Below are 22,029 nucleotides of genomic sequence, written 5' to 3'. Positions count from 1 at the left end.
TTTATGACCCCTCGCGCTGCAGAGAAAAAGTAGTGTATACGTTTACATTAACGTGAAAAAAAGCAGCATAGCGCAGCCTTTTTTGTAAAGCATTCTTTCCATACCCTTCTTACCGCCAATTCTGGACAGCCATCACGCTTATTTAATACTCAAGGTGAGGTCAACATCAGAAGGATACCTGTTTATGCGTACCCCGTACTGCGTCGCCGATTACCTGCTGGACCGTCTTACAGATTGTGGAGCCGATCATCTGTTTGGCGTGCCGGGCGACTATAACCTGCAGTTTCTCGACCACGTGATAGACAGCCCGGATATCTGCTGGGTGGGCTGTGCCAACGAATTAAACGCCTCTTATGCCGCTGACGGATATGCCCGCTGTAAGGGCTTCGCGGCGCTGCTGACGACGTTTGGCGTAGGAGAGTTAAGTGCCATGAACGGCATTGCGGGCAGCTATGCCGAGCACGTTCCGGTACTGCATATCGTTGGGGCGCCGGGCACGGCTTCTCAGCAAAGAGGCGAGCTGCTGCACCATACGCTGGGCGATGGTGAGTTCCGTCATTTTTACCATATGAGCGAACCGATCACCGTTGCACAGGCGATCCTGACTGAACAAAACGCCTGTTATGAAATTGACCGGGTACTGACGACCATGCTCCGGGAACGTCGCCCCGGCTATCTGATGTTACCTGCCGATGTGGCAAAAAAAGCCGCCACGCCGCCTGTAAACGCTCTCACGCTTCGGCATGCCCATGCCGATAGCGCCTGCCTGAAAGCGTTCCGGGATGCCGCGGAGAATAAACTGGCTGCCAGCAAACGTACCGCGCTGTTAGCGGATTTCCTTGTTCTGCGCCATGGGCTGAAGCATGCGCTACAGAAGTGGGTGAAGGACGTACCGATGGCACACGCCACCATGCTGATGGGCAAAGGCATATTCGACGAACGTCACGCCGGCTTTTACGGCACTTACAGCGGTTCGGCAAGCGCCGGCCCGGTAAAAGAGGCGATAGAGGGGGCGGACACGGTGCTGTGCATCGGCACGCGATTTACCGATACCCTGACGGCTGGCTTCACCCACCAGTTAACCCCGTCGCAAACGATAGAGGTTCAGCCTCATGCTTCACGCGTCGGTGATATCTGGTTTACCGGCATCCCAATGCTTCAGGCAATTGAAACGCTGGTGGAGCTGTGCAAACAGCATGTTCACGAGAAGCCAGCTCCCTTGTCCCATAGCGCGATGAACTTCCCTCAACCGGAGGGATCGCTTACCCAGGAGAATTTCTGGAAAACGCTGCAAACGTTTATTCGCCCGGGAGATATCATCCTTGCCGATCAGGGGACCTCGGCCTTCGGCGCGATTGACCTGCGTTTGCCTGCCGACGTGAATTTTATCGTCCAGCCGCTGTGGGGCTCGATCGGCTACACCCTTGCCGCGGCGTTCGGCGCACAAACGGCTTGCCCGAACCGGCGCGTGATTGTGCTGACGGGTGATGGCGCGGCGCAGCTGACCATTCAGGAGCTCGGGTCAATGTTGCGTGATAAACAACCCCCCATCATCCTGGTGCTCAACAACGAAGGATACACGGTTGAAAGGGCAATTCACGGGCCGGAACAGCGTTACAACGACATTGCGCTATGGAACTGGACGCAAATCCCGCAGGCCCTGAGCCTCGATCCTCAGGCTCAGTGCTGGCGGGTCAGTGAAGCGGAGCAATTGGCGGACGTGCTGGAGAAAGTGGCGCACCACGAGCGGCTCTCGCTGATTGAGGTGATGCTGCCAAAAGCGGACATCCCGCCGCTGCTGGGAGCGATTACCAAAGCGCTGGAAGCGCGCAATAGCGCCTGATTACTTGTCGTTTCGCCAGGCCATCATCATCGGTTTGCCCGCCAGCAGGAGCCAGGCGGGCAACATCACGATGCAGAGCAGCGGGAAAAGCGTTGAATCCGGCACCACGACCGCCGCCATAAACAGGCTTAGCCACGCATCACGCGTCACCACCAGTACCAGCCCCAGAATAGAGCAGGAGACGGTAATCGCCGCTGGAACCGCATCGACATGCTCGTGCAGCATCAGCCCCAGTGCCACACCGACAAACACCGCCGGGAAGATGCGTCCACCGCGGAAACCGCAGGCTGCAGCGACGACCAGCGCCGCCAGCTTGATGACGGCAAACAGCAGGTAATCGGAAACGCTAAATACCTGGCTGAAGGCGAGCTGCTGCATCTCATCCAGACCTTTGAACAGCGTCACCGTCCCGCCAATCGAGCCTAATATTCCGAGGATTAATCCCCCTGTACCCAGAATCAGCACCGGATGTTTGAGCTTATGCACCAGCCGGTGCAGGCGCGGAAGACACCATACCGCCACCATCCCCAGCGCGATGGCTATTGCGACGACGATGGCGCCGCTGAAAATATCCGCTATCTGCATCTCTCCGTAGTGGGGCAGAGAGAGGGAAAAATGGGGATGGAAAAACAGGCTGGTCGTCAGCGCGCCGGCGGCTGCAGCCATCAGCGGAGCAAAAAGTTTATCCCAGAGTGGGGCATCATCATTGCTGGTGAGCGTCTGTGAAAAAATCAGAGCGGCAGCAACAGGCGTGCCGAAAAGCGCCCCGATGGTGCCAGCGGAGGCGAGGATGGTCCAGTCCAGCGCGCCGACGCGCGGTAGAATGCGTGAGCCAAGGTAAACCGCCAGACCTATATTCACCGCCATAATAGGATGCTCGGGGCCCAGACTGACGCCGCCCGCCAGGCCCACGATCAACGCGACGATCAGCCCCGGCAGTGCAGAGGGCTGAATCGGAGCGCCAATCAGCGGTTCCAGCGCCGGGTCCGGTCCGGCATGACCGGGACTGAAACGGATCACCAGGCCCACCGCAATGCCGGTTAACGTCAGCATTACAATGATCCACGCCGAAGAATCAGCGGTGACTCCCAGTTTTGCCGGAAGCGCCGTCCATAACAGGGTTTGCAGCACCGACGCGACTTTCATCACGACAATAAGTACCAGGCTTGAGGCCACGCCGATGATCAGCGCAGGAATGGCCAGCAACAGCATGGTTCTGGCTCGCGGGTGGAGCATGATGATTTCCTTGTACAAAAGGTATTACGTTACTTTGCACATTAAGCCTTCTGGCAATAGTGCAAAAGGTGCTGAAACGGTAAAGTTATTCTGTGACGAAGATCGATAATCCACGGGCATTCACCTTCCGGTCGTTGTTGTTATCACGCCTTGAATTTACAGTGTCCCAAAGATTTATTCTGACTTTAGCGGAGCAGTAGAAGAATGACAAAGTATGCTTTGGTAGGCGATGTGGGCGGCACGAACGCGCGTCTCGCATTATGCGATGTAAGTAGCGGTGAAATTTCCCGGGCGAAAACCTACTCAGGGCTGGATTACCCAAGCCTTGAGGCCGTTGTTCGCGTCTATCTGGAAGAGCATCAGGCGAGCGTCGAAGACGGTTGCATCGCCATTGCCTGCCCGATAACCGGCGACTGGGTCGCAATGACCAACCATACCTGGGCCTTCTCCATCGCAGAGATGAAAAAAAACCTCGGGTTTGCGCATCTGGAAATCATCAACGACTTCACCGCGGTGTCCATGGCGATCCCGATGCTAAAGCCGGAGCACCTGATCCAGTTTGGCGGTGCTGAGCCGGTCGAGGGCAAGCCGATTGCGGTTTACGGTGCCGGTACCGGCCTGGGCGTGTCGCACCTGGTGCATGTTGCTCAGCGCTGGGTGAGCCTGCCGGGTGAAGGCGGCCACGTAGACTTTGCGCCAAACAGCGAAGAAGAGGGCATTATCCTCGAAGAGTTACGCGCGGAGATCGGCCACGTTTCCGCCGAGCGCGTCCTTTCAGGGCCGGGGCTGGTGAACCTGTACCGGGCGATTGTGAAATCGGATGGTCGTCTGCCGGAAAATCTGCAGCCGAAGGACGTCACCGAACGCGCGCTGGCGGACAGCTGCATTGACTGCCGCCGCGCTCTGTCGCTGTTCTGCGTGATCATGGGACGTTTCGGCGGCAACCTGGCGCTGACGCTGGGCACTTTCGGCGGGGTCTATATTGCGGGCGGGATTGTGCCGCGCTTCCTCGACTTCTTTAAAGCCTCCGGCTTCCGCGGCGGGTTTGAAGATAAAGGGCGCTTCAGAAGCTACGTACAGGACATTCCTGTTTATCTCATCGTGCATGATAACCCAGGCCTGCTGGGTTCGGGTGCCCATCTGCGTCAGGTTCTCGGTCAAATCCTCTGACGCATCATAACCCTCTCCCGCGGGAGAGGGCTCTTTCGTTACAGGTGCATCAGCTGGCGGAACTCTTTCACTTTGCTGCGGCTCACCGGCACCTGAAAATCCAGATCTTTGAGACGCAAAATATAGGTGTTGTTAAACCACGGTTCGATCTCGCGGATCTTGTTTAAATTGACGCAGAACGAACGGTGGCAGCGGAAAAAGTGGGCCGCTGGCAGCTTGCTGCAAAACTCGGTGATGTTCATCGCCATGACGTATGATTCCCGCCGCGTATAGACAAACGTCATCTTTTCGTGCGCTTCGGCGTAGTAGATATCGTTGACCGGGGTCACGATGATGCGCTCATCTTTGACCAGATTAATGGTGTCGTTTTCGCGTACCGCGGGGCTGGCGGGGGCGGTCTGCTGCTGCCATGCGGCCTCCAGCTTTTGCAGCATGCTGACAATCCGCGACTCCTGGTAAGGTTTCAGAATATAGTCAAACGCCTCCAGCTCGAAAGCTTCTACGGCGTGCTCTTTCCAGGCGGTAACGAACACAATAAACGGCTTATGGGCAAACTGATTGATGTTTTGCGCCAGCAGTACGCCATCCAGCGAGGGAATATTGATATCGAGAAAAATCGCGTCGACCCGGTTGTGCTGCAAAAACTTCAGCACGTCCAGACCGTCATCAAACGTACCCACAATCTCCATCTGGCTGTGGGTTTTGATAAGCCAGCTGAGCTCCTGTTGAGCCAGGATTTCATCTTCTACGATGATAACTTTCATATTACTCGCCCTGAGGTAACAGTGATGTCGCCGCATGAACAGGGGAGCGTTCATTCGGGACGTAAAAAGCGATTTCAGTGCCTGGTTCAAGACGGTGAATATGCAGCCCGTCGCCGTAGAGAAGCTTGACCCTGTGGTGTACGTTCAATAGCCCGATTTTATTCCCTGGCATTTCGTTAGACTCCACGCGCTCAATGACTTTTGGGTCAATCCCGTGGCCGGTATCGCGTACGGCAATACGCACCCGGTTTCCGCTTTCAGTGATGCTGATGGTGACCACCCCTTTGCCTTTACAGGGCTGAATACCGTGAACAATCGCGTTTTCGACCAGCGGCTGGATCAGCAGGCTCGGGATCACGCAGTTGACCTCTTCATCAATATCAAAAATCACCGTGAGCTTGTCGCCGAAGCGCGCCTGCTCAATCGCAATGTAGTCTTTGATCTGATACAGCTCTTTTTTGATGTCGATCTGCTCGTCATCTTTTAGTTCGATGTTGTAGCGCAGATAGCGCGACAGGTTAAAAATCAGCTGGCGCGCGGTGTCCGGATTCAAACGAATGGAAGAGGAGATGGCATTCAGCGCGTTAAACAGGAAATGGGGATTAATTTTGCTCTGAAGCGCGCGCAGCTCTGCCTTATTTGCCATCTCGCGCAGCTGTTCTGCCCGGGAGACCTCAAGCTGGGTAGAAATAATCTGCGACAGGCCAATGGCCATCTCCTGCAGCGTGGAGGTGATCTGATGCGCGTGGCAGTAATAAATTTTCAGCGTGCCCGTCACAACGCCTTTCTCCCACAGCGGGATCACCAGCATCGAGTGAATCTCCGGCGTTCGGTGAGCTTCATCATTGTTTTTAATAATGATTTTGCCGTAGTTAATCGCCTGTCTGGTGGTCGGACTAATGGTGTCATCGCTGTCGCGATAGTTGTGTTCCCCAACGCCAACGTAGGCCAGCACGTGGTCGATATTGGTGATGGCGACGGCGTCAGCGTGAATGTCGTGGCGGATAATCTCGCAGACCTGGCGCAGCGACTCCGCGTTAACGTGACGAAAGAGCGGCAGCGTTTTGTTGGCGATGTCCAGCGCCAGCTTGGCCTGACGGGCGGCGCTGGCCTCTTTCTCCCCTTCAACGCTCTGCACCAGCAGCACGATAAAACCGATGCAGACGCTGCCCAGGATCATGGGAATACCTATTTTTGAAACGATATCCAGCCCCAGCGCGGTGGTGGGGGCCCAGACGACGACCAGAATCATGGTCAGCGTTTCGCACACCATGCCCGCGACAATCCCGGCGCGCCAGCGCTGTTTTTTCGGGATCTTGCGGCTTATCCAGCCGGATAGCACCCCGGCGATAATGCTAGTGATAAAGCACGGCACTGCCGTTACGCCACCGATATCAATCAGGTAGCGATGGGTCCCGGCAATCACGCCGGTGATGATACCCACCCACGGGCCAAACAAAATTCCGCCGGACATGACGGCGATAATGCGCACGTTAACCAGCGAACCCTCTACCGGCACCCCGGACCAGGTGCTGAACAGGGCGAACAGCGAAAAGATGGCGGTTACGGCCAACAGCTCTTTCGGCGAGTGTGCGGATTTATGCAACAGCTCGCGAAACAGGCGAATGCGAATAAGGAAGAACAGGCAAATCAGCATTAATGCCGCACGGTCAAAAACCGCCAGCAGCATAGTGAATATCTCGTGCACGGAGCAGACCTGGGAAAACGGGAAAAAACCATGATAAAAAACCTGAGGCGTATTGACCAGCTATCCGTCGGGTTTATCAAATGAGGAAAAACCATAATTTACAAAGGGGATTGCCTGGTAAGGATTGATGCGACCCGATTTGTTCTCAGCGCCATATCGGCAGGTAACTGTTTTGATATCATTGTGTTAAATAACGGCTAACAGAAAGCCGATATCAGAACCATGCTTTCAATTTCAGGCGTTGCCGTGTTCCGGTTTTCACGCGCGCGCTTTTTTTTCATTTCCCCCTCGACAGCATGATTTTTTTCAGGTTATTTTCTAAGCACGCCACATCGGTGGCAGCGTCGCTCGGACGGTCCGGGCGCTAACGTTAATCTGAGGAATCTATGGCTGAATTCAGTCCTGAACGCCGTTTTACGCGTATCGATCGTCTCCCCCCTTATGTTTTCAATATCACTGCTGAACTGAAGATGGCTGCGCGTCGGCGCGGCGAAGATATTATCGATTTCAGCATGGGTAACCCTGACGGCCCAACGCCGCCACATATCGTTGAAAAGCTTTGCACGGTTGCCCAGCGCCCGGATACGCACGGCTACTCAACCTCTCGCGGTATTCCCAGGTTACGTCGCGCGATCTCGCGCTGGTATCAGGATCGCTATCAGGTTGATATTGATCCTGAAAGTGAAGCGATTGTCACCATCGGCTCGAAAGAGGGGCTGGCACACCTGATGCTGGCCACGCTGGATCATGGCGATACGGTGTTGGTGCCTAATCCAAGCTATCCGATCCATATCTACGGCGCGGTGATTGCCGGGGCGCAGGTCCGCTCCGTGCCGCTGGTGGAAGGTGTCGATTTCTTTAACGAGCTGGAACGTGCCATTCGCGAAAGCTATCCGAAACCTAAAATGATGATCCTGGGTTTCCCGTCGAACCCAACGGCCCAGTGCGTGGAGCTCGATTTCTTCGAGAAAGTTGTCGCGCTGGCCAAGCGTTATGACGTGCTGGTGGTTCACGATTTAGCCTACGCTGACATCGTCTATGACGGCTGGAAAGCCCCGTCGATTATGCAGGTTCCGGGCGCGCGTGACGTGGCGGTAGAGTTCTTTACCCTGTCGAAAAGCTACAACATGGCGGGCTGGCGTATTGGCTTTATGGTGGGTAATAAAACGCTGGTGAGTGCACTGGCGCGCATCAAGAGTTACCACGACTACGGTACCTTCACGCCGCTGCAGGTCGCCGCTATCGCTGCCCTGGAAGGCGACCAGCAGTGCGTTCACGAGATTGCCGCCCAGTATAAGCGCCGCCGCGACGTACTGGTAAAAGGGCTGCATGAGGCCGGCTGGATGGTGGAAATGCCGAAAGCGTCCATGTACGTCTGGGCGAAAATTCCTGAACCTTACGCGGCGATGGGATCGCTGGAGTTTGCTAAAAAACTACTGCAGGATGCGAAGGTGTGTGTGTCACCGGGCATTGGCTTTGGTGATTACGGCGACACCCATGTGCGATTTGCCCTGATTGAAAACAGCGACCGTATTCGTCAGGCGGTGAGGGGCATCAAGAGTATGTTCCGGGCCGACGGTCTTCTCACCTCAAAGAGCGTCGCAGAACACCCCGCATCGTCATGACATAAAAAACAGGAGCCAAATGGCTCCTGTTTTTTTGACTGCATGTTCTCACTAGATCATCAGGGCAAAGGTTCCGGCCCAGACTAAAACGATCACCGAAATGCCCATAAAGAAATATTTCACGTTTCATCGCTCCGCGTATCTTGTGGTACGCACTTAAAAACAGAGTCCAACTGATTATAGAGAGCTGAAATCCGGCCAAATCAGAAATGAGAATTATCCCGTTATGCCGCCGACTCCAGCTCAGAATTCTGTGCTTTCCTGTAGCCAGACGGCGCTAATGTACGCCTAAAAATGAGGGGTGGCAAGAGGGATTTTTTTAAATAATTTCCGTTACTTACGAGTGTCGTGGAACGGCGACAGTTTGATTTCACGACGCAATAAATTCACTTTGGGCGACGCTATGAAAGGCGGTTTAGTCGTGGGATGACAGGTGATTGAAAAGGTTAGTTTCTTAGCGAAACTAACCTTACTGGAAGGCTTAAATATAGAGCGAGGCTTCGCCGAGAGGGCGCGTTTTGAAACGGCGATGCATCCAGAGGTACTGCTCAGGCGCGCGCATAATTTCTGTTTCGATGACCTTATTGATAAACGCTGCTGCTTCACACTCGTTTTCCGGATAGTTAGCCATTTCTGGGGAGATGTGCAGACGGTAGCCTGACTTATCCGCTTTTCTCACCATTGTCACGGTCAGCATGGAGGCACCTGACAAACGCGAAATGACAAAAGTACCGTTGGTCGTCGCCACGTCTTTTACGGCAAAGAAGGGAGCAAAGCTGCTGCCTTTACGTCCGTAATCCTGATCGGGTGCAAACCAGACGGCTTCACCTTTCTTCAGAGCACCAACCATACCGCGCAGGTTATTACGGCTGATCATCGCTTTGTTGGAACGCATACGTCCGCGCGTTTGCACCCACTCCATCAGCGCACTGTTGTGCGGTCTGTAGGTTGCCATCATGGGCTGACAAAGCCCCATCACGCGGCCGCCCAGCTCCAGCGACATAAAGTGAACGCCAACGACCATCACGCCGCGTTTTTGCATCTGCGCGCGTTTAAGGTTATCCAGTCCTTCCACGTCAAACCACTTGCGCACGCGCTCATCCGGCCAGAACCAGGCCATGCCGGTTTCAAGCAACGCCATGCCGATAGACTTGAAGTTTTCAGCGATGAGTTTCTCCCGCTCTTCAGCATTGTACTGAGGGAAGCAAAGCTCAAGATTTTTACGCGCGATGGATTCGCGACGCTTCAGGAAATAGCGGGAGACGCTACCCAGTTTAGACCCCAGCAAACGCAGCGCAGGGTAGGGGAGTTGAACCAGCAGCCAGAGAACGCCAAGACCAAACCATGTAAACCAGTAACGTGGGTGTAAAAACGCACGTTGAAATTTGGATTGAGACAAAATAGTAAAACCTATATGAAGCCTGTAAAGGTAGCGCAGAGTTTGCGATACGACGTGCCGATAAGACCGTTCTTCAAGGTGATGGTTGCAGGCTTTACCGAACTTTACGGCGTTGCCTGGCCACTGCTGATTTGGGCGGGCGGCGTAATGTAGCACCGTTATACGTTATGTGCTATTACTCGTTTTTGATTAAAAAAGCGACAGTCAGGGAGGTGCTTGATTTTACAGTTTTTATATTCTCTGCTGTGAAAGCGTCAGTCTGCATGTGTTGGCGATGGAAACATCTCAAAATGGGGGGCTGAATGAATAAAAAGCGTCGCGGGTTAAGTTGTGGCAGGTCACTTAGTTAAGAAAATTATTTAACACTCCAGGTAAATTAATAAGAAAATTCCCTGCGAAATTTCTTAGGTGTTATTCATGCAATCAATAAAATCGTGTGTTTTCATTATTTCTTAACGTCTTCATTTTATCGAGTCACAATAACGTTTGCCTGTGTGTTTATTATTTTTGACTTCATTGTTATGATGCAGGTCAAGACAGGGTGTTTTTGTGAGGGTTTATCTGCCTGCGATCGTTTATTCGATATGAATATTCGTTTTATAGTCCAGAAGTAGCGTCTTTTTCTGAGTTGACCAGCCATTCCGCAATAATGTTTTAGTGGAAAATTCTTAAGAAATTTCTTGATTCGGATAAATGATCTGTGCATTTGATTTTGCGCCGATCATTATTCTATTATTGCGCATCAAGAACGATACCGTGAAGTTTTCATAGCAAAACAAAGAGGGACGATGAGATGGCTGACAGTTTTCAGAATGAGGTGCCTAAGGCACGTATTAACCTGAAGCTTGACCTGCATACTGGCGGAGCAAGTAAGAAAATGGAATTACCCTTGAAATTGCTTGTTACGGGTGATTTCAGCAACGGGCAGGAATCTGCGTCAATATCCGAGCGTGAAAAAGTTAATATTAACAAAAATAATTTTGACAGTGTCCTTTCCGAATATTCCCCAAAAGTTAATCTGACCGTTAAAAATACGCTCTCTGACGATGGTGGTGAAGACAACATTCAGCTGACTTTCCAGAGCATGAAAGATTTCACGCCGGAGCAGGTTGCTGCCCAGATACCGCAGTTGAAGGCGATGTTGGCGATGCGCAACTTGCTTCGCGATCTGAAGGCCAACCTGTTGGATAACCAGACTTTCCGAAAAGAGCTGGAAAAAATCGTTCTTGACCAGTCGCTTAGCGCTGATTTGCGAAATGAGCTATCAGCTCTGGCACCAAAAAAACCTTAACCATCAAGCTGTTTTAACGGATTAATCAAGGAATGCTCATGTCTGTACAAAATAATATTGCTGACGGTGAAAGCGTGGTGCTGGAACGTCCTGTTGCGGGTGGGGTTTACGCTTCCCTGTTTGAGAAAATCAATCTGAGCCCTGTCTCTGAGCTGAGCGCGTTGGATATCTGGCAAGATGCCCAGGCGATGTCAGATGCGACCGCGGATGAGCGTCTGACTGCAGGTATGCAGGTCTTTCTGGAATGTCTGACCAAAGCAGGCTCGAAGGTCGAAAAACTGGATAAGAGCCTGATTGATCATCATATCGCTGAGCTCGATTATCAGATCAGCCGCCAGCTGGACGCTGTCATGCACCATGATGAGTTTCAGGCGGTTGAAAGCCTGTGGCGCGGTGTGAAGTCGCTGGTGGATAAAACCGATTTTCGCCAGAACGTGAAAATTGAGTTGCTGAGTATGTCTAAAGAAGACCTGCGTCAGGACTTTGAAGACTGTCCAGAAGTCATTCAGAGTGGTCTGTATAAACATACCTACATCGACGAATATGACACCCCGGGCGGCGAGCCCATTGCGGCGCTGATTTCCGCTTACGAGTTCGACGCTTCAGCGCAGGATGTCGCTCTCCTGCGCAATATTTCCAAGGTCTCTGCTGCGGCACATATGCCGTTTATCGGCTCGGCAGGCCCGAAATTCTTCCTCAAGGAGTCCATGGAAGACGTCGCGGCGATTAAAGATATTGGTAACTATTTTGACCGCGCGGAGTACATCAAGTGGAAATCGTTCCGCGATACTGACGACGCCCGCTACATCGGCCTGGTGATGCCGCGCGTACTGGGACGCTTACCGTATGGCCCGGATACCGTTCCGGTTCGCAGCTTCAATTATGTCGAAGAGGTCAAAGGTCCGGATCACGACAAATATCTGTGGACCAACGCATCGTTTGCCTTCGCGTCCAACATGGTGCGCAGCTTTATCAATAATGGCTGGTGTGTACAGATTCGTGGGCCACAGGCTGGCGGTGCGGTTCAGGACCTGCCGATCCATCTGTACGATCTCGGTACCGGCAATCAGGTGAAAATCCCAAGCGAGGTGATGATCCCGGAAACCCGTGAATTCGAATTCGCGAATCTGGGCTTCATTCCTTTGTCCTACTACAAAAACCGCGACTACGCCTGCTTCTTCTCGGCTAACTCCACGCAGAAACCGGCGCTGTATGACACTGCAGATGCAACGGCGAACAGCCGCATCAACGCCCGTCTTCCGTACATCTTCCTGCTGTCGCGTATCGCTCACTACCTGAAGCTGATTCAGCGTGAAAACATCGGTACTACCAAGGATCGCCGACTGCTGGAGCTGGAGCTGAATACCTGGGTCCGCAGCCTGGTGACCGAAATGACCGACCCGGGCGATGAGCTGCAGGCGTCTCATCCACTGCGTGATGCGAAAGTGGTGGTGGAAGATATTGAGGACAACCCAGGCTTCTTCCGCGTGAAATTGTACGCTATTCCGCACTTCCAGGTAGAAGGCATGGACGTGAACCTGTCGCTGGTTTCCCAGATGCCGAAAGCGAAATCGTAAAAACGGGCAGGAAGCCGATGAAAACGGAACAACCGTTATGGGGCAGAGGCATAATGGTCTCTCCCCAGCACTTTCAGCAACAGGCCGCGTATGCGGCCTGGTCTGCCGAATGTATTGCCCGGCTGGGGCTTACCTCGCCGTATGGGGTCATTGACGCCACTTTCGAACCGGAATCTCTCAGGCTTGGACGTCTGCAGGCCCGTCATCTGCATGTCCGTTTTCAGGACGGTACGCTGATTGATACAGACAATGCTGATGCTTTGCCGCCGGTGCTGTCGCTTGAAAGCGAATCGCAGGCGGTGACGGTCGTGCTGGCTCTTCCGCTGCTGCGGGCAAACGGCGGCAACTGCCTGAAACCCGATGAAGTGGCCGAGCGCCCGGTGAGATATCGCCAGCGCTGGCGGGATGTGCGCAATACTTTTGGGGAAGATACACGCCAGATTGCGGTGATGCAGCCGGAACTGACTTTGCGTTTTGCCCACCAGAACAACAGTGACTACCTGACCTGCCCGATCGCCCGATTGCAGCAAGATTCGCAGGGTATATGGCAACTCGATGAGACGTTTCTCCCCCCGCTGTTGACCCTGCAGGGCAGCCGCTGGCTGGTTACCCAGCTTGAACAATTGATGACCCAGCTGCGGGCGCGCCTGAGCCGTCTGATGGCAATGCGGCGTGAAAGCAATGAGCGTATGGCGGACTTTGCCGTGGCAGATGTATCGCTGTTCTGGCTGCTCAACGCGCTAAACAGCGCTGAGCCCGTGCTTGGCCAGTTCCAGCGTAACCCGCAAAGTCCGCCGGAACGTCTGTATCCGGAACTTTCTCGCCTGGCGGGGAGCCTGCTGACCTTCTCTCTGGAGCATCAGGTGAACGCCATACCGGTCTGGCATCATGAGCAACTGAACGCGGTGTTTCCGCCGCTGTTTGATTTGCTTGGCGATTTGCTTGAGGCCAGCCTGCCGTCCCGCGTGGTGTCTTTGGCACTTGATTATGATCCGCGACTGCACTTCTGGCAGGCTCGGCTGCATGATCCACGACTGCGCGAAGGGGCTGATTACTATCTTTCTGTGCGTTCACCGATCCCGGTGGCGCAACTGCAGGAACAGTTTCCGCGCCAGTGTAAGGTGGGCAGTCCTGACCATGTGCGTGGGATCGTCAACTCTTCCCGCGTGGGCGTGCCGTTGACGCCGCTGCGCCATGTGCCAGCCGCCATTCCACTGCGCCTGGAAAATCAGTATTTCAGTCTCGATCTCTCCCATCCTCTTGCAGCGGACATGCTCCAGAGTGGGACATGCATGTTTTACGTCCCGGGCATGCTTGGCGAGCCAGAACTTGAACTCTTCGCGGTGCTGAGAACATGAGTGAGCGTAAACGCGGCACCGCCGTGTCTGTTGATATTGATGCTTTGCTGCAGAACACCTGGCTTCAGGTCATTAGCCTCCGCCATGGCCCGCAGTTTCAGGAAGGTGAAGGTCGGCTCTTGTGGGAACGCTGTATCGCTGATGTGGAGCGAGTTCAGCGTGAACTGAAAGCGAGCGAGCTGGACGAGACCAGCTGTGAGCATATCCTCACTGCACAATGTGCATTGCTTGATGAGGCGGTCAAAGGTCGCGGTGTGGAGGATGATGCCTGTGTTCAGTGGTATGACATACCGCTGCAGGGGCATTTTCTCGGCACGATGGATGCCGGTGACACCCTGTGTGACAGGATGCGCGATGTGCTGCGTGATCCAGCACCGGACAATGCCGTACTGACCTGCTTCCAGCGGGTAATGATGCTCGGTTTTCTGGGCAATTTTCGTGCGCTGAACGACCCGGAACGCCAGAAGCTGGTCAGCGCACTCAGTGAACATATTACGCCGTTCAGCTACCCACAAAATCACCCTGTGCTGGCAGAGAGCCGTGCCGGGCGAGGAATGGGGGGATGGCTGGGATCATGGCCCGTGCGTATTGTCCTGAGCGTGGTTGTTCTCGCCGCGCTCTGGTGGGGGCTGGATCACTGGCTCGATCAGATGCTGCTGTCCCTGTTGCCGGGAGCCATAAAATGAGTCCTGCACAACAGCGTGGACTGGCATTGTGGGCTGCCCTGCTGAGTGCTGCGGTCTGTCTGGGTTTCCTGCCGGTATCCCGGCTGGTTTCAGTGCTCGTTCTAATGGCAATGTTCGGGCTTATCATCGCGTTCTGGTATATCGCCAGACCTCGTGCTGAGCACGACGCCACCCTGCATCTGGATGACCTTCCGGAAGCCACTTACCGTCAACCCGTGGTGCTGGTCTGTGGCGATCTGCCGCTGGCATGTATGCAACAGTCACCGGTACTGACCGTCACGCAGGGATGCTGGATCCGCGTTGAGGGCCATCAGGATCTGGAACAGGTTGCCCGTCAGGTACTGCAGCAGCGCCCGGACTGGGGGCGTCAGCTGTCGGTGATGGTCTGTGTATGCCCGCAAAAGCATGCTGACAGCGAGGGGCTTACCAGCCGACTGCTGGCTTTGCGCTGGCAAATTAGCCAATTACGCAAAGAAATCGGACATTCTGTACCACTGATTCTGAATGGTCAGATTGGTAGTGAGATGTCGGCTGACATGTTCTGGCAGGCCGCTCTTCCGGGTGAAGGAAGGACCGTCTGGCGTGAGTCGAACGCGCCTTGTTCTATCGCAGCGTGGGTCAACACCGGCGGTGCGCCTGCGATGCAGCAGCAGGTGCTGATGAACAGCCTGGCGAGCTGGTTCCATCAGCATGTCCAGGCGGTATTTATGGACGAAAACCCTGATGTTCCGGCCATCGCACCTGCAGCGGTGCTGTGGGGAATGGGGCCAATTCTTGCAGGAAGCCTCGCCTCATCGGCCTGGACGGCGTGGTTGTCGCGCCATACCGCTTTGCAGCAGGTGAGCGGCTGGCAGCCGGTAGGGACGGACAGCACGGTTTTCTCACCCTTCCCGGATTTCATCCTGCCGCTGCTGCCGGAGGGACGCGGGCTCACGCCACGAGCCCGCACCTGGCGCTGTGCCCTTGGTCTTTTCACCCTGGCGGCCATCGCCGCGCTGCTCAGCAGTGGCTGGAACAATCGCCAGTTGCTGCATCGCGTGGGCTTCGATATTGCCCGTTACGACAGCCTCTCCATGGATGACTACGGTCCGAAGGCTCGCGCCGTTGCGGTCCTCCGCGAGGATGCGGCGTTGCTGGATGACTATGCACGTAACGGCGTACCGACCCGGCTGGGGCTGGGGCTTTATCAAGGGGAACGTTTACGAACGCCGGTACTGGACGCGATCCGCTCGTATGTGCCGCCACCTCCGCCACCCAAACCGCAGCCGAAGCCCAAACCGGTACCGAAAATTGTGCGCCTCGACAGCATGTCATTGTTCGATTCCGGCAAGTTCGTGCTGAAAGCGGGCTCCACCAAAATGCTGGTGAATTCACTGGTAGGTATTAAAGCAAAACCGGGCTGGCTGATTGTCGTGTCCGGCCATACCGATAACACCGGCAATCCGCAGCTAAACCAGACGCTATCTCTGAAACGTGCCGAGGCGGTACGCAACTGGATGCGTGACACCGGCGACGTGCCGGAAAGCTGTTTTGCGGTGCAGGGCTATGGTGAAAGTCGCCCTGTCGCAACCAATGACACTCCGGAAGGCCGTGCGCTCAACCGTCGTGTCGAAATCAGTCTGGTACCGCAGGCGAACGCCTGTCAGATACCCGGCAAACACCCGGCGCCATCGCAGGATGATGGCGCATCACAATTAAATGGAGAGTAATTCCATGGCAATTCCTGTTTATCTTTGGCTGAAAGACGACGGCGGCGCGGACATCAAAGGGTCTGTAGACGTTCAGGACCGCGAAGGCAGCATCGAGGTGGTCGCACAGGAGCATAACCTGTACATCCCAACCGATAACAACACCGGCAAGCTGACCGGCACGCGTATCCACACGCCGTTCCTGTTCACTAAAGAAATCGATTCCTCCAGCCCGTATCTGTACAAGGCGGTGACCACCGGTCAGACCCTGAAATCTGCTGAATTCAAGTGGTACAAAATCAACGATGCGGGCCAGGAAGTGGAGTACTTCAACACCAAACTGGAAAACGTGAAGGTGGTGAAAGTGAATCCTGAAATGTATGACATCAAGGATCCTTCCAAAGAGAAGCACAACCACCTTGAACGCATTGAACTGCGTTACGAAAAAATCACCTGGACCTACAAAGACGGCAACATCATTCATTCCGATTCCTGGAACGAACGCGCCACGGCGTAATCCTGATGCGGGCAGGTTTTCCTGTCCGCAGTTTTTTGCTGAGTGCCTGAGATGCGGGTATTCAGCAAAGAAAAAACAATCTGCCTGCCTGACCTTATGCGCTTTGGTGAACAGCGAGGGGCGGTAGCGTGTCCAGGAACCGACAAAGAGAGAATCTCATGGAAAATCCAGCCATCCTGTTGCGACGTCTGAACCCTTACTGTGCCCGTGCGATGGAAGGGGCGGCTTCGCTCTGCCAGACCCGTGCCCATGCGGAAATTTTGCCGGAGCACTGGCTGCTGAAGCTGCTCGAACAGGGGGAAGGTGACCTGACAGTGCTGGCACGCCGCTACGAGTGGGATATGGATGCACTGTGGCAGGATTTGCTCGGCTGGCTGGATAATCAACCGCGTTCGGTACGCCGCCGCCCGCAGCTGTCCGCAGATATTCAGAAACTGATGCAGGAAACCTGGATGCAGGCCTCACTAGCCGGAGAGGAAAGTATCCGTAGTGTACACCTGCTGATGGCGCTGACGGAAAACCCACGACTTGCTCACTGCGACGGTCTGTGGCCACTGCTGACGCTCGGGATGAGCCAACTCTCCCGCCTGCGTCCGCTGCTGGATGCACAATCTGATGAACGCCCGGAACTGCAGTTTGAGGCTGAACTGGCCCAGGAGCATGGCAGTGACGTGGAGTTTGTGGGCCGCCCGGTCGGTGCAGAGCTGAAAGAAGACGAACTGAACCCGGCGCTGCAGAACGCGCTGGATAAATTCACCCTTGATGTTACCGCCAAAGCGAAAGAGGGCAAAATCGACCCGGTATTCGGGCGCGACACTGAGATCCGCCAGATGGTCGATATTCTCTCGCGCCGCCGTAAAAATAACCCGATTCTGGTCGGCGAACCGGGTGTCGGCAAAACCGCACTGGTTGAAGGTCTGGCGCTGCGTATAGCAGAGGGCAACGTCCCGGAATCGCTCAAGCCGATCATCCTGCGTACCCTTGACCTCGGCCTGTTGCAGGCGGGCGCAGGTGTGAAAGGCGAGTTCGAACAGCGCCTGAAAAACGTTATCGATGCCGTGCAGCAGTCACCGGTACCGATTTTGCTGTTTATCGACGAAGCCCACACCATTATCGGTGCAGGTAACCAGGCAGGTGGCGCAGATGCGGCCAATCTGCTGAAACCGGCACTGGCGCGCGGCGAACTGCGTACCATCGCCGCGACCACCTGGAGCGAGTACAAACAGTACTTCGAGCGCGATGCCGCGCTGGAACGTCGCTTCCAGATGGTGAAGGTCGACGAGCCGGACGACGACACCGCGTGTCTGATGCTGCGTGGCCTCAAATCCCGCTATGTCGAACACCACAACGTACATATCACCGATGATGCTGTACGTGCTGCCGTCACGCTGTCCCGCCGCTATCTGACCGGACGCCAGCTGCCGGACAAGGCCGTTGACCTGCTGGATACCGCCGCGGCACGTGTGCGCATGAGCCTTGATACCGTGCCGGAACAGATCGTGCGCCTGAAAGCACAATTGACCGCGCTGGAACTGGAAGAACAGGCACTGCTGGAAGATATCGCCGCCGGCAGCAACCGCCATGGTGACCGCCTGGGTGCCATTGAGCAGCAGCGGACTGAACTGGAAGCGCGTATTGCGGAGCAGGAATCGCGTTTCAGCACTGAAAAGGCGCTGGCGCAGCAGCTGATGACCAGCCGCCAGGACATCAGCCAGCAGGCGGAGATTTCCGACCTGCAGCAGCTGCTCGAACAGGCACAACAGGGCGACGTGCTGGTTCAGGTGGATGTGGACACCCGCACGGTTGCCAACGTGATTGCCGACTGGACCGGCGTGCCGCTCTCATCCCTGATGAAAGACGAACAGACCGAACTGCTGACCCTGGAAAATGAAATCGGCCAGCGTGTCGTCGGTCAGGATGTTGCTCTTGAGGCTATCGCCCAGCGCCTGCGCGCGGCCAAAACCGGGCTGACGTCCGAGAACGGCCCGCAGGGTGTGTTCCTGCTGGTCGGCCCGAGCGGCGTCGGTAAGACCGAAACCGCACTGGCGCTGGCGGACGTGCTGTATGGCGGTGAAAAATCGCTGATTACCATCAACCTGTCCGAGTACCAGGAGCCGCACACTGTTTCCCAGCTCAAAGGTTCCCCGCCGGGCTACGTCGGCTACGGTCAGGGCGGTATTCTCACCGAAGCAGTGCGCAAGCGCCCGTACAGCGTGGTGCTGCTGGATGAAGTGGAGAAAGCTCACCGCGACGTGATGAACCTGTTCTATCAGGTCTTTGACCGCGGCTTTATGCGCGACGGCGAAGGGCGTGAAATTGACTTCCGTAACACCGTTATTCTAATGACCTCGAACCTCGGCAGCGACCACCTGATGCAGTTGCTTGATGAGCAGCCGGAAGCCACCGAGGCAGATCTGCACGAACTGCTGCGTCCGATCCTGCGTGATCACTTCCAGCCCGCGCTGCTGGCCCGCTTCCAGACCGTGATTTACCGTCCTCTGGCGGAAGCGGCTATGCGCACCATCGTTGAGATGAAACTCGCACAGGTCAGCAAGCGACTGAACCGTCACTACGGTCTGACCACGCAGATAGATGAGAGCCTGTATGACGCTCTCACTTCTGCCTGCCTGCTGCCGGACACCGGCGCTCGCAACGTTGACAGTCTGCTCAATCAGCAAATCCTGCCGGTGCTGAGCCAGCAACTGCTGATTCACATGGCTGCGAAACAGAAACCACAGTCGCTATGCCTTAGCTGGAGTGAGGAAGAGGGTATCGGGCTGGAGTTTGACCGTACACAAGGAGTGCACGCATGAGCAACAATCCCCCGATCAGCTTCAGCCACAACCATCACCAGTTGGCAGTGAAGGGATGTGACGCAGAGCTCGATGTACTGGCGTTTGAAGGCGATGAAGCCCTGAGCACGCCATTCAGCTATCGTATTGAATTCACCAGCGCTGACCATGCCATCAGCAAAGAAATGATGCTGATGAAAGCAGCCTCCCTGACGCTGCAGGCCCCGGTGGACCAGGGTTACGGCATCAAAATGCAGCAGGCCGTGCGAACTCTTCAGGGAGTGGTGAGCGGCTTTGAACGTCTCAACACCTCAAAAGATGAAACCCATTATGCCCTTACGCTGCAGCCACGCCTGGCGCTGCTCGATCGTTCGCACCAGAACGCCATTTATCAGGACATGTCGGCCCCACAAATCGTTGAAAAAATTCTGCGCGAGCGTCACAACATGCGCGGTCAGGATTTTCTGTTCTCACTCTCAAAAGAGTACCCGCGTCGTGAACAGGTGATGCAGTACGGTGAGGATGACCTGCACTTTATTACCCGCCTGTTGGGTGAGGTGGGTATCTGGTTCCGCTTTACCACTGATACGCGCCTGAACATCGACGTGGTGGAGTTTTACGACGGTCAGCAGGGGTATGAAAAAGGCCTGACGCTGCCCTCTGTTCCGCCATCAGGACAGCATTCGGAAGGGGTAGACTCGGTCTGGGGCATGGAGAGCCATCATTACGTGGTGCAGAAGCAGGTCAGCACCCGTGATTACAACTACCGTCAGGCCACGGATGACATGAACACCCAGGTCGATGCGACTCGCGGGGATGCCACCACCTATGGTGATGCCTATCACTATGCGGATAACTATCTGGCAGCGGGCAGCACCTACGACCGCAATCCGGCCCCGGAGTCCGGAGCCTTTTTTGCCCGCATTCGTCATGAGCGTTATCTGAATAGCCAGACGCAGACTCATGCCATCACCAGCTGCCCGACCCTCTCTCCGGGTCAGGTACTGAAAGTCACCGGCGGGTACGAAGTGGCAGACGTGTTTGCTCATGGCGTGGTCATCACGGCGATGCATAGCCATGCGCGCCGTGATGAAGATTTTGGCGTCAACTTCGACGGCATCCCGGACAGCACTGATTTTAGTTTCCGCCCTGAGCCTGGCTCACGTCCGGTGATGGCTGGCACATTGCCGGCACGTGTCACGAGCACCACCGAGAACGATACCTACGGTCACATCGATAAAGACGGCCGCTATCGCGTCAACATGCTGTTTGACCGTGATAACTGGGAAACCGGGTTCGAGAGCCTGTGGGTGCGCCAGTCACGCCCGTATGCCGGTGACACCTACGGTCTGCACCTGCCGCTGCTGGCAGGCACCGAAGTGGCGATTGGTTTTGAGGACGGTAACCCGGACAGACCGTACATTTCTGGCGTACTTCACGACTCGGCGCACGGTGACCATGTCACTATCCGAAACTACAAACGTAACGTCCTGCGCACCCCGGCGAACAACAAAATCCGCCTTGATGACAGCCGCGACCAGGAACATATCAAGGTCTCCACGGAGTACGGCGGCAAGAGTCAGCTGAATCTCGGACATTTAGTGGATGCTGAGAAGCAGAAGCGCGGTGAGGGTTTTGAGCTCAGAACCGACAGCTGGGGAGCCATCCGGGCACAGAAAGGGATGTTCATCAGCGCTGATGGCCAGACGAAAGCACAGGGTCAGGTGCTGGAGATGCAGCCAGCGGTCAGCAATCTGGATGATGCCCGGGAGCAGATGACGTCTATCTCCGATGATGCGCAGAAGGCAACCGCGAACCCGGCCGATCTCCAGGCGCAAATCAAACTGCTGGAACAGCAGCTGACAGACCTCAAAAAATCAGTGCTGCTGCTCAGTGCACCGGAAGGAATGGCGCTGACCAGCGGACAACATCTGCAGGTATCAGCTGGCCAGAACCTGATAGCCTCTGCCGGTAAAAATGCCGACGTCAGCGTGGTGAAAAATCTGTTCATCGGGGTAGGTAATGCCCTGAGCGTGTTTGTTCGTAAGTTGGGGATCAAGCTCATCGCGAACCAGGGGCCGGTGAGGATCCAGGCACAGAATGACCTGATGGAGCTCATCGCTCGTGGAGAAATCAGCGTCGTCAGTACCGAAGATCGTATCGAGATTATTGCCAAGAAACAGGTCACGATCAACGGGGGGGGGAGCTATATCACCCTCGATGCCAATGGCATTGAATCAGCCACACAGGGGGAGTACCGGACTAAAGCCGGGCATTACGGGCGAAAAGAAAAGGCTAACAAGCCAGAAGACTTCCCGAATGTGGCTCCTGAAACCACAGAACCTTCCAGTAAATTCAGCTTTTCCTGACAAGGA

17 protein-coding genes are annotated in these 22,029 nt (G+C 55.2%); 12 read left to right on the top strand and 5 right to left on the bottom strand.

All coding sequences use genetic code 11. The features are described from left to right. Positions 1–184 precede the first annotated feature (184 nt). Positions 185–1,843 carry an indolepyruvate decarboxylase gene (gene ipdC, locus V1603_RS20470; protein ID WP_395313190.1) on the top strand — a complete coding sequence of 553 codons (1,659 nt, stop codon included), beginning with the start codon at positions 185–187 and terminating at the stop codon, positions 1,841–1,843. On the opposite strand, the gene V1603_RS20465 is transcribed toward ipdC, so the two are convergent. Further along, entirely contained in the window at positions 1,844–3,079 is a 1,236-nt protein-coding gene (locus V1603_RS20465) for an ion channel protein (protein WP_116338453.1), read from the bottom strand. Between the two features lie 204 nt (positions 3,080–3,283). Between V1603_RS20465 and glk the strand changes: the two genes are divergently transcribed. Further along, on the top strand, positions 3,284–4,249 hold the full coding sequence (gene glk / locus V1603_RS20460) for a glucokinase (RefSeq protein ID WP_116338455.1): 966 nt from the start codon (positions 3,284–3,286) through the stop codon (positions 4,247–4,249). A 38-nt stretch (positions 4,250–4,287) separates the two neighbouring features. Here glk and V1603_RS20455 read toward each other — a convergent pair whose 3' ends face one another. Both V1603_RS20455 and V1603_RS20450 read right to left on the bottom strand, forming a co-directional pair. Next, a complete protein-coding gene (locus tag V1603_RS20455) occupies positions 4,288–5,013 on the bottom strand; it encodes a LytR/AlgR family response regulator transcription factor (protein WP_395313189.1) in 726 nt (241 codons plus the stop codon). Position 5,014: 1 nt separating this feature from the next. Further along, entirely contained in the window at positions 5,015–6,721 is a 1,707-nt protein-coding gene (locus V1603_RS20450) for a sensor histidine kinase (RefSeq protein ID WP_116338459.1), read from the bottom strand. Positions 6,722–7,107: 386 nt separating this feature from the next. Here V1603_RS20450 and alaC point away from each other — a divergent pair, with 386 nt between their 5' ends. Continuing rightward, a complete protein-coding gene (gene alaC, locus V1603_RS20445; RefSeq protein ID WP_023308710.1) occupies positions 7,108–8,346 on the top strand; it encodes an alanine transaminase in 1,239 nt (412 codons plus the stop codon). A gap of 51 nt (positions 8,347–8,397) precedes the next feature. Here the strand turns inward: alaC and ypdK are convergent, their stop codons facing one another. After that, complete coding sequence (gene ypdK / locus V1603_RS20440; RefSeq protein ID WP_099458937.1) at positions 8,398–8,469, bottom strand: membrane protein YpdK; 72 nt, start codon at positions 8,467–8,469, stop codon at positions 8,398–8,400. A 358-nt stretch (positions 8,470–8,827) separates the two neighbouring features. Continuing rightward, complete coding sequence (gene lpxP / locus V1603_RS20435; RefSeq protein ID WP_116341078.1) at positions 8,828–9,748, bottom strand: kdo(2)-lipid IV(A) palmitoleoyltransferase; 921 nt, start codon at positions 9,746–9,748, stop codon at positions 8,828–8,830. A gap of 12 nt (positions 9,749–9,760) precedes the next feature. On the opposite strand from lpxP, the gene V1603_RS20430 reads away from it, so the two are divergent. The 9 genes from V1603_RS20430 (at position 9,761) to V1603_RS20390 (ending at position 22,023) form a co-directional block, all read left to right on the top strand. After that, positions 9,761–9,898, top strand: a complete 138-nt coding sequence (locus V1603_RS20430) for a hypothetical protein (protein WP_159427010.1) — start codon at positions 9,761–9,763, stop codon at positions 9,896–9,898. Between the two features lie 640 nt (positions 9,899–10,538). After that, on the top strand, positions 10,539–11,036 hold the full coding sequence (gene tssB / locus V1603_RS20425; RefSeq protein WP_192983651.1) for a type VI secretion system contractile sheath small subunit: 498 nt from the start codon (positions 10,539–10,541) through the stop codon (positions 11,034–11,036). A 32-nt stretch (positions 11,037–11,068) separates the two neighbouring features. Next, complete coding sequence (gene tssC, locus V1603_RS20420) at positions 11,069–12,613, top strand: type VI secretion system contractile sheath large subunit (protein ID WP_302219038.1); 1,545 nt, start codon at positions 11,069–11,071, stop codon at positions 12,611–12,613. 17 nt (positions 12,614–12,630) lie between these two features. Continuing rightward, complete coding sequence (gene tssK / locus V1603_RS20415) at positions 12,631–13,971, top strand: type VI secretion system baseplate subunit TssK (RefSeq protein WP_116338465.1); 1,341 nt, start codon at positions 12,631–12,633, stop codon at positions 13,969–13,971. After that, entirely contained in the window at positions 13,968–14,657 is a 690-nt protein-coding gene (gene tssL, locus V1603_RS20410; RefSeq protein ID WP_395313188.1) for a type VI secretion system protein TssL, short form, read from the top strand. Before tssK ends, tssL begins: the two co-directional genes overlap by 4 nt. Next, positions 14,654–16,366 carry an OmpA family protein gene (locus tag V1603_RS20405; protein ID WP_395313187.1) on the top strand — a complete coding sequence of 571 codons (1,713 nt, stop codon included), beginning with the start codon at positions 14,654–14,656 and terminating at the stop codon, positions 16,364–16,366. The genes tssL and V1603_RS20405 overlap by 4 nt, the downstream gene beginning before the upstream one ends. Before the next feature lie 4 nt (positions 16,367–16,370). Continuing rightward, a complete protein-coding gene (hcp, locus tag V1603_RS20400; protein ID WP_024558534.1) occupies positions 16,371–16,862 on the top strand; it encodes a type VI secretion system effector Hcp in 492 nt (163 codons plus the stop codon). Positions 16,863–17,020: 158 nt separating this feature from the next. After that, positions 17,021–19,675, top strand: a complete 2,655-nt coding sequence (tssH, locus tag V1603_RS20395; protein ID WP_395313186.1) for a type VI secretion system ATPase TssH — start codon at positions 17,021–17,023, stop codon at positions 19,673–19,675. Next, on the top strand, positions 19,672–22,023 hold the full coding sequence (locus tag V1603_RS20390) for a type VI secretion system Vgr family protein (protein ID WP_395313185.1): 2,352 nt from the start codon (positions 19,672–19,674) through the stop codon (positions 22,021–22,023). Before tssH ends, V1603_RS20390 begins: the two co-directional genes overlap by 4 nt. The last annotated feature ends 6 nt before the right edge of the window (positions 22,024–22,029 follow it).

Source organism: Enterobacter sp. ECC-219 (assembly GCF_043966805.1).
GTDB classification, from domain to species: domain Bacteria; phylum Pseudomonadota; class Gammaproteobacteria; order Enterobacterales; family Enterobacteriaceae; genus Enterobacter; species Enterobacter cloacae_N.
Note: the sequence above shows the minus strand (reverse complement) of the source record. Positions and strands in the feature narration are given on the sequence as shown.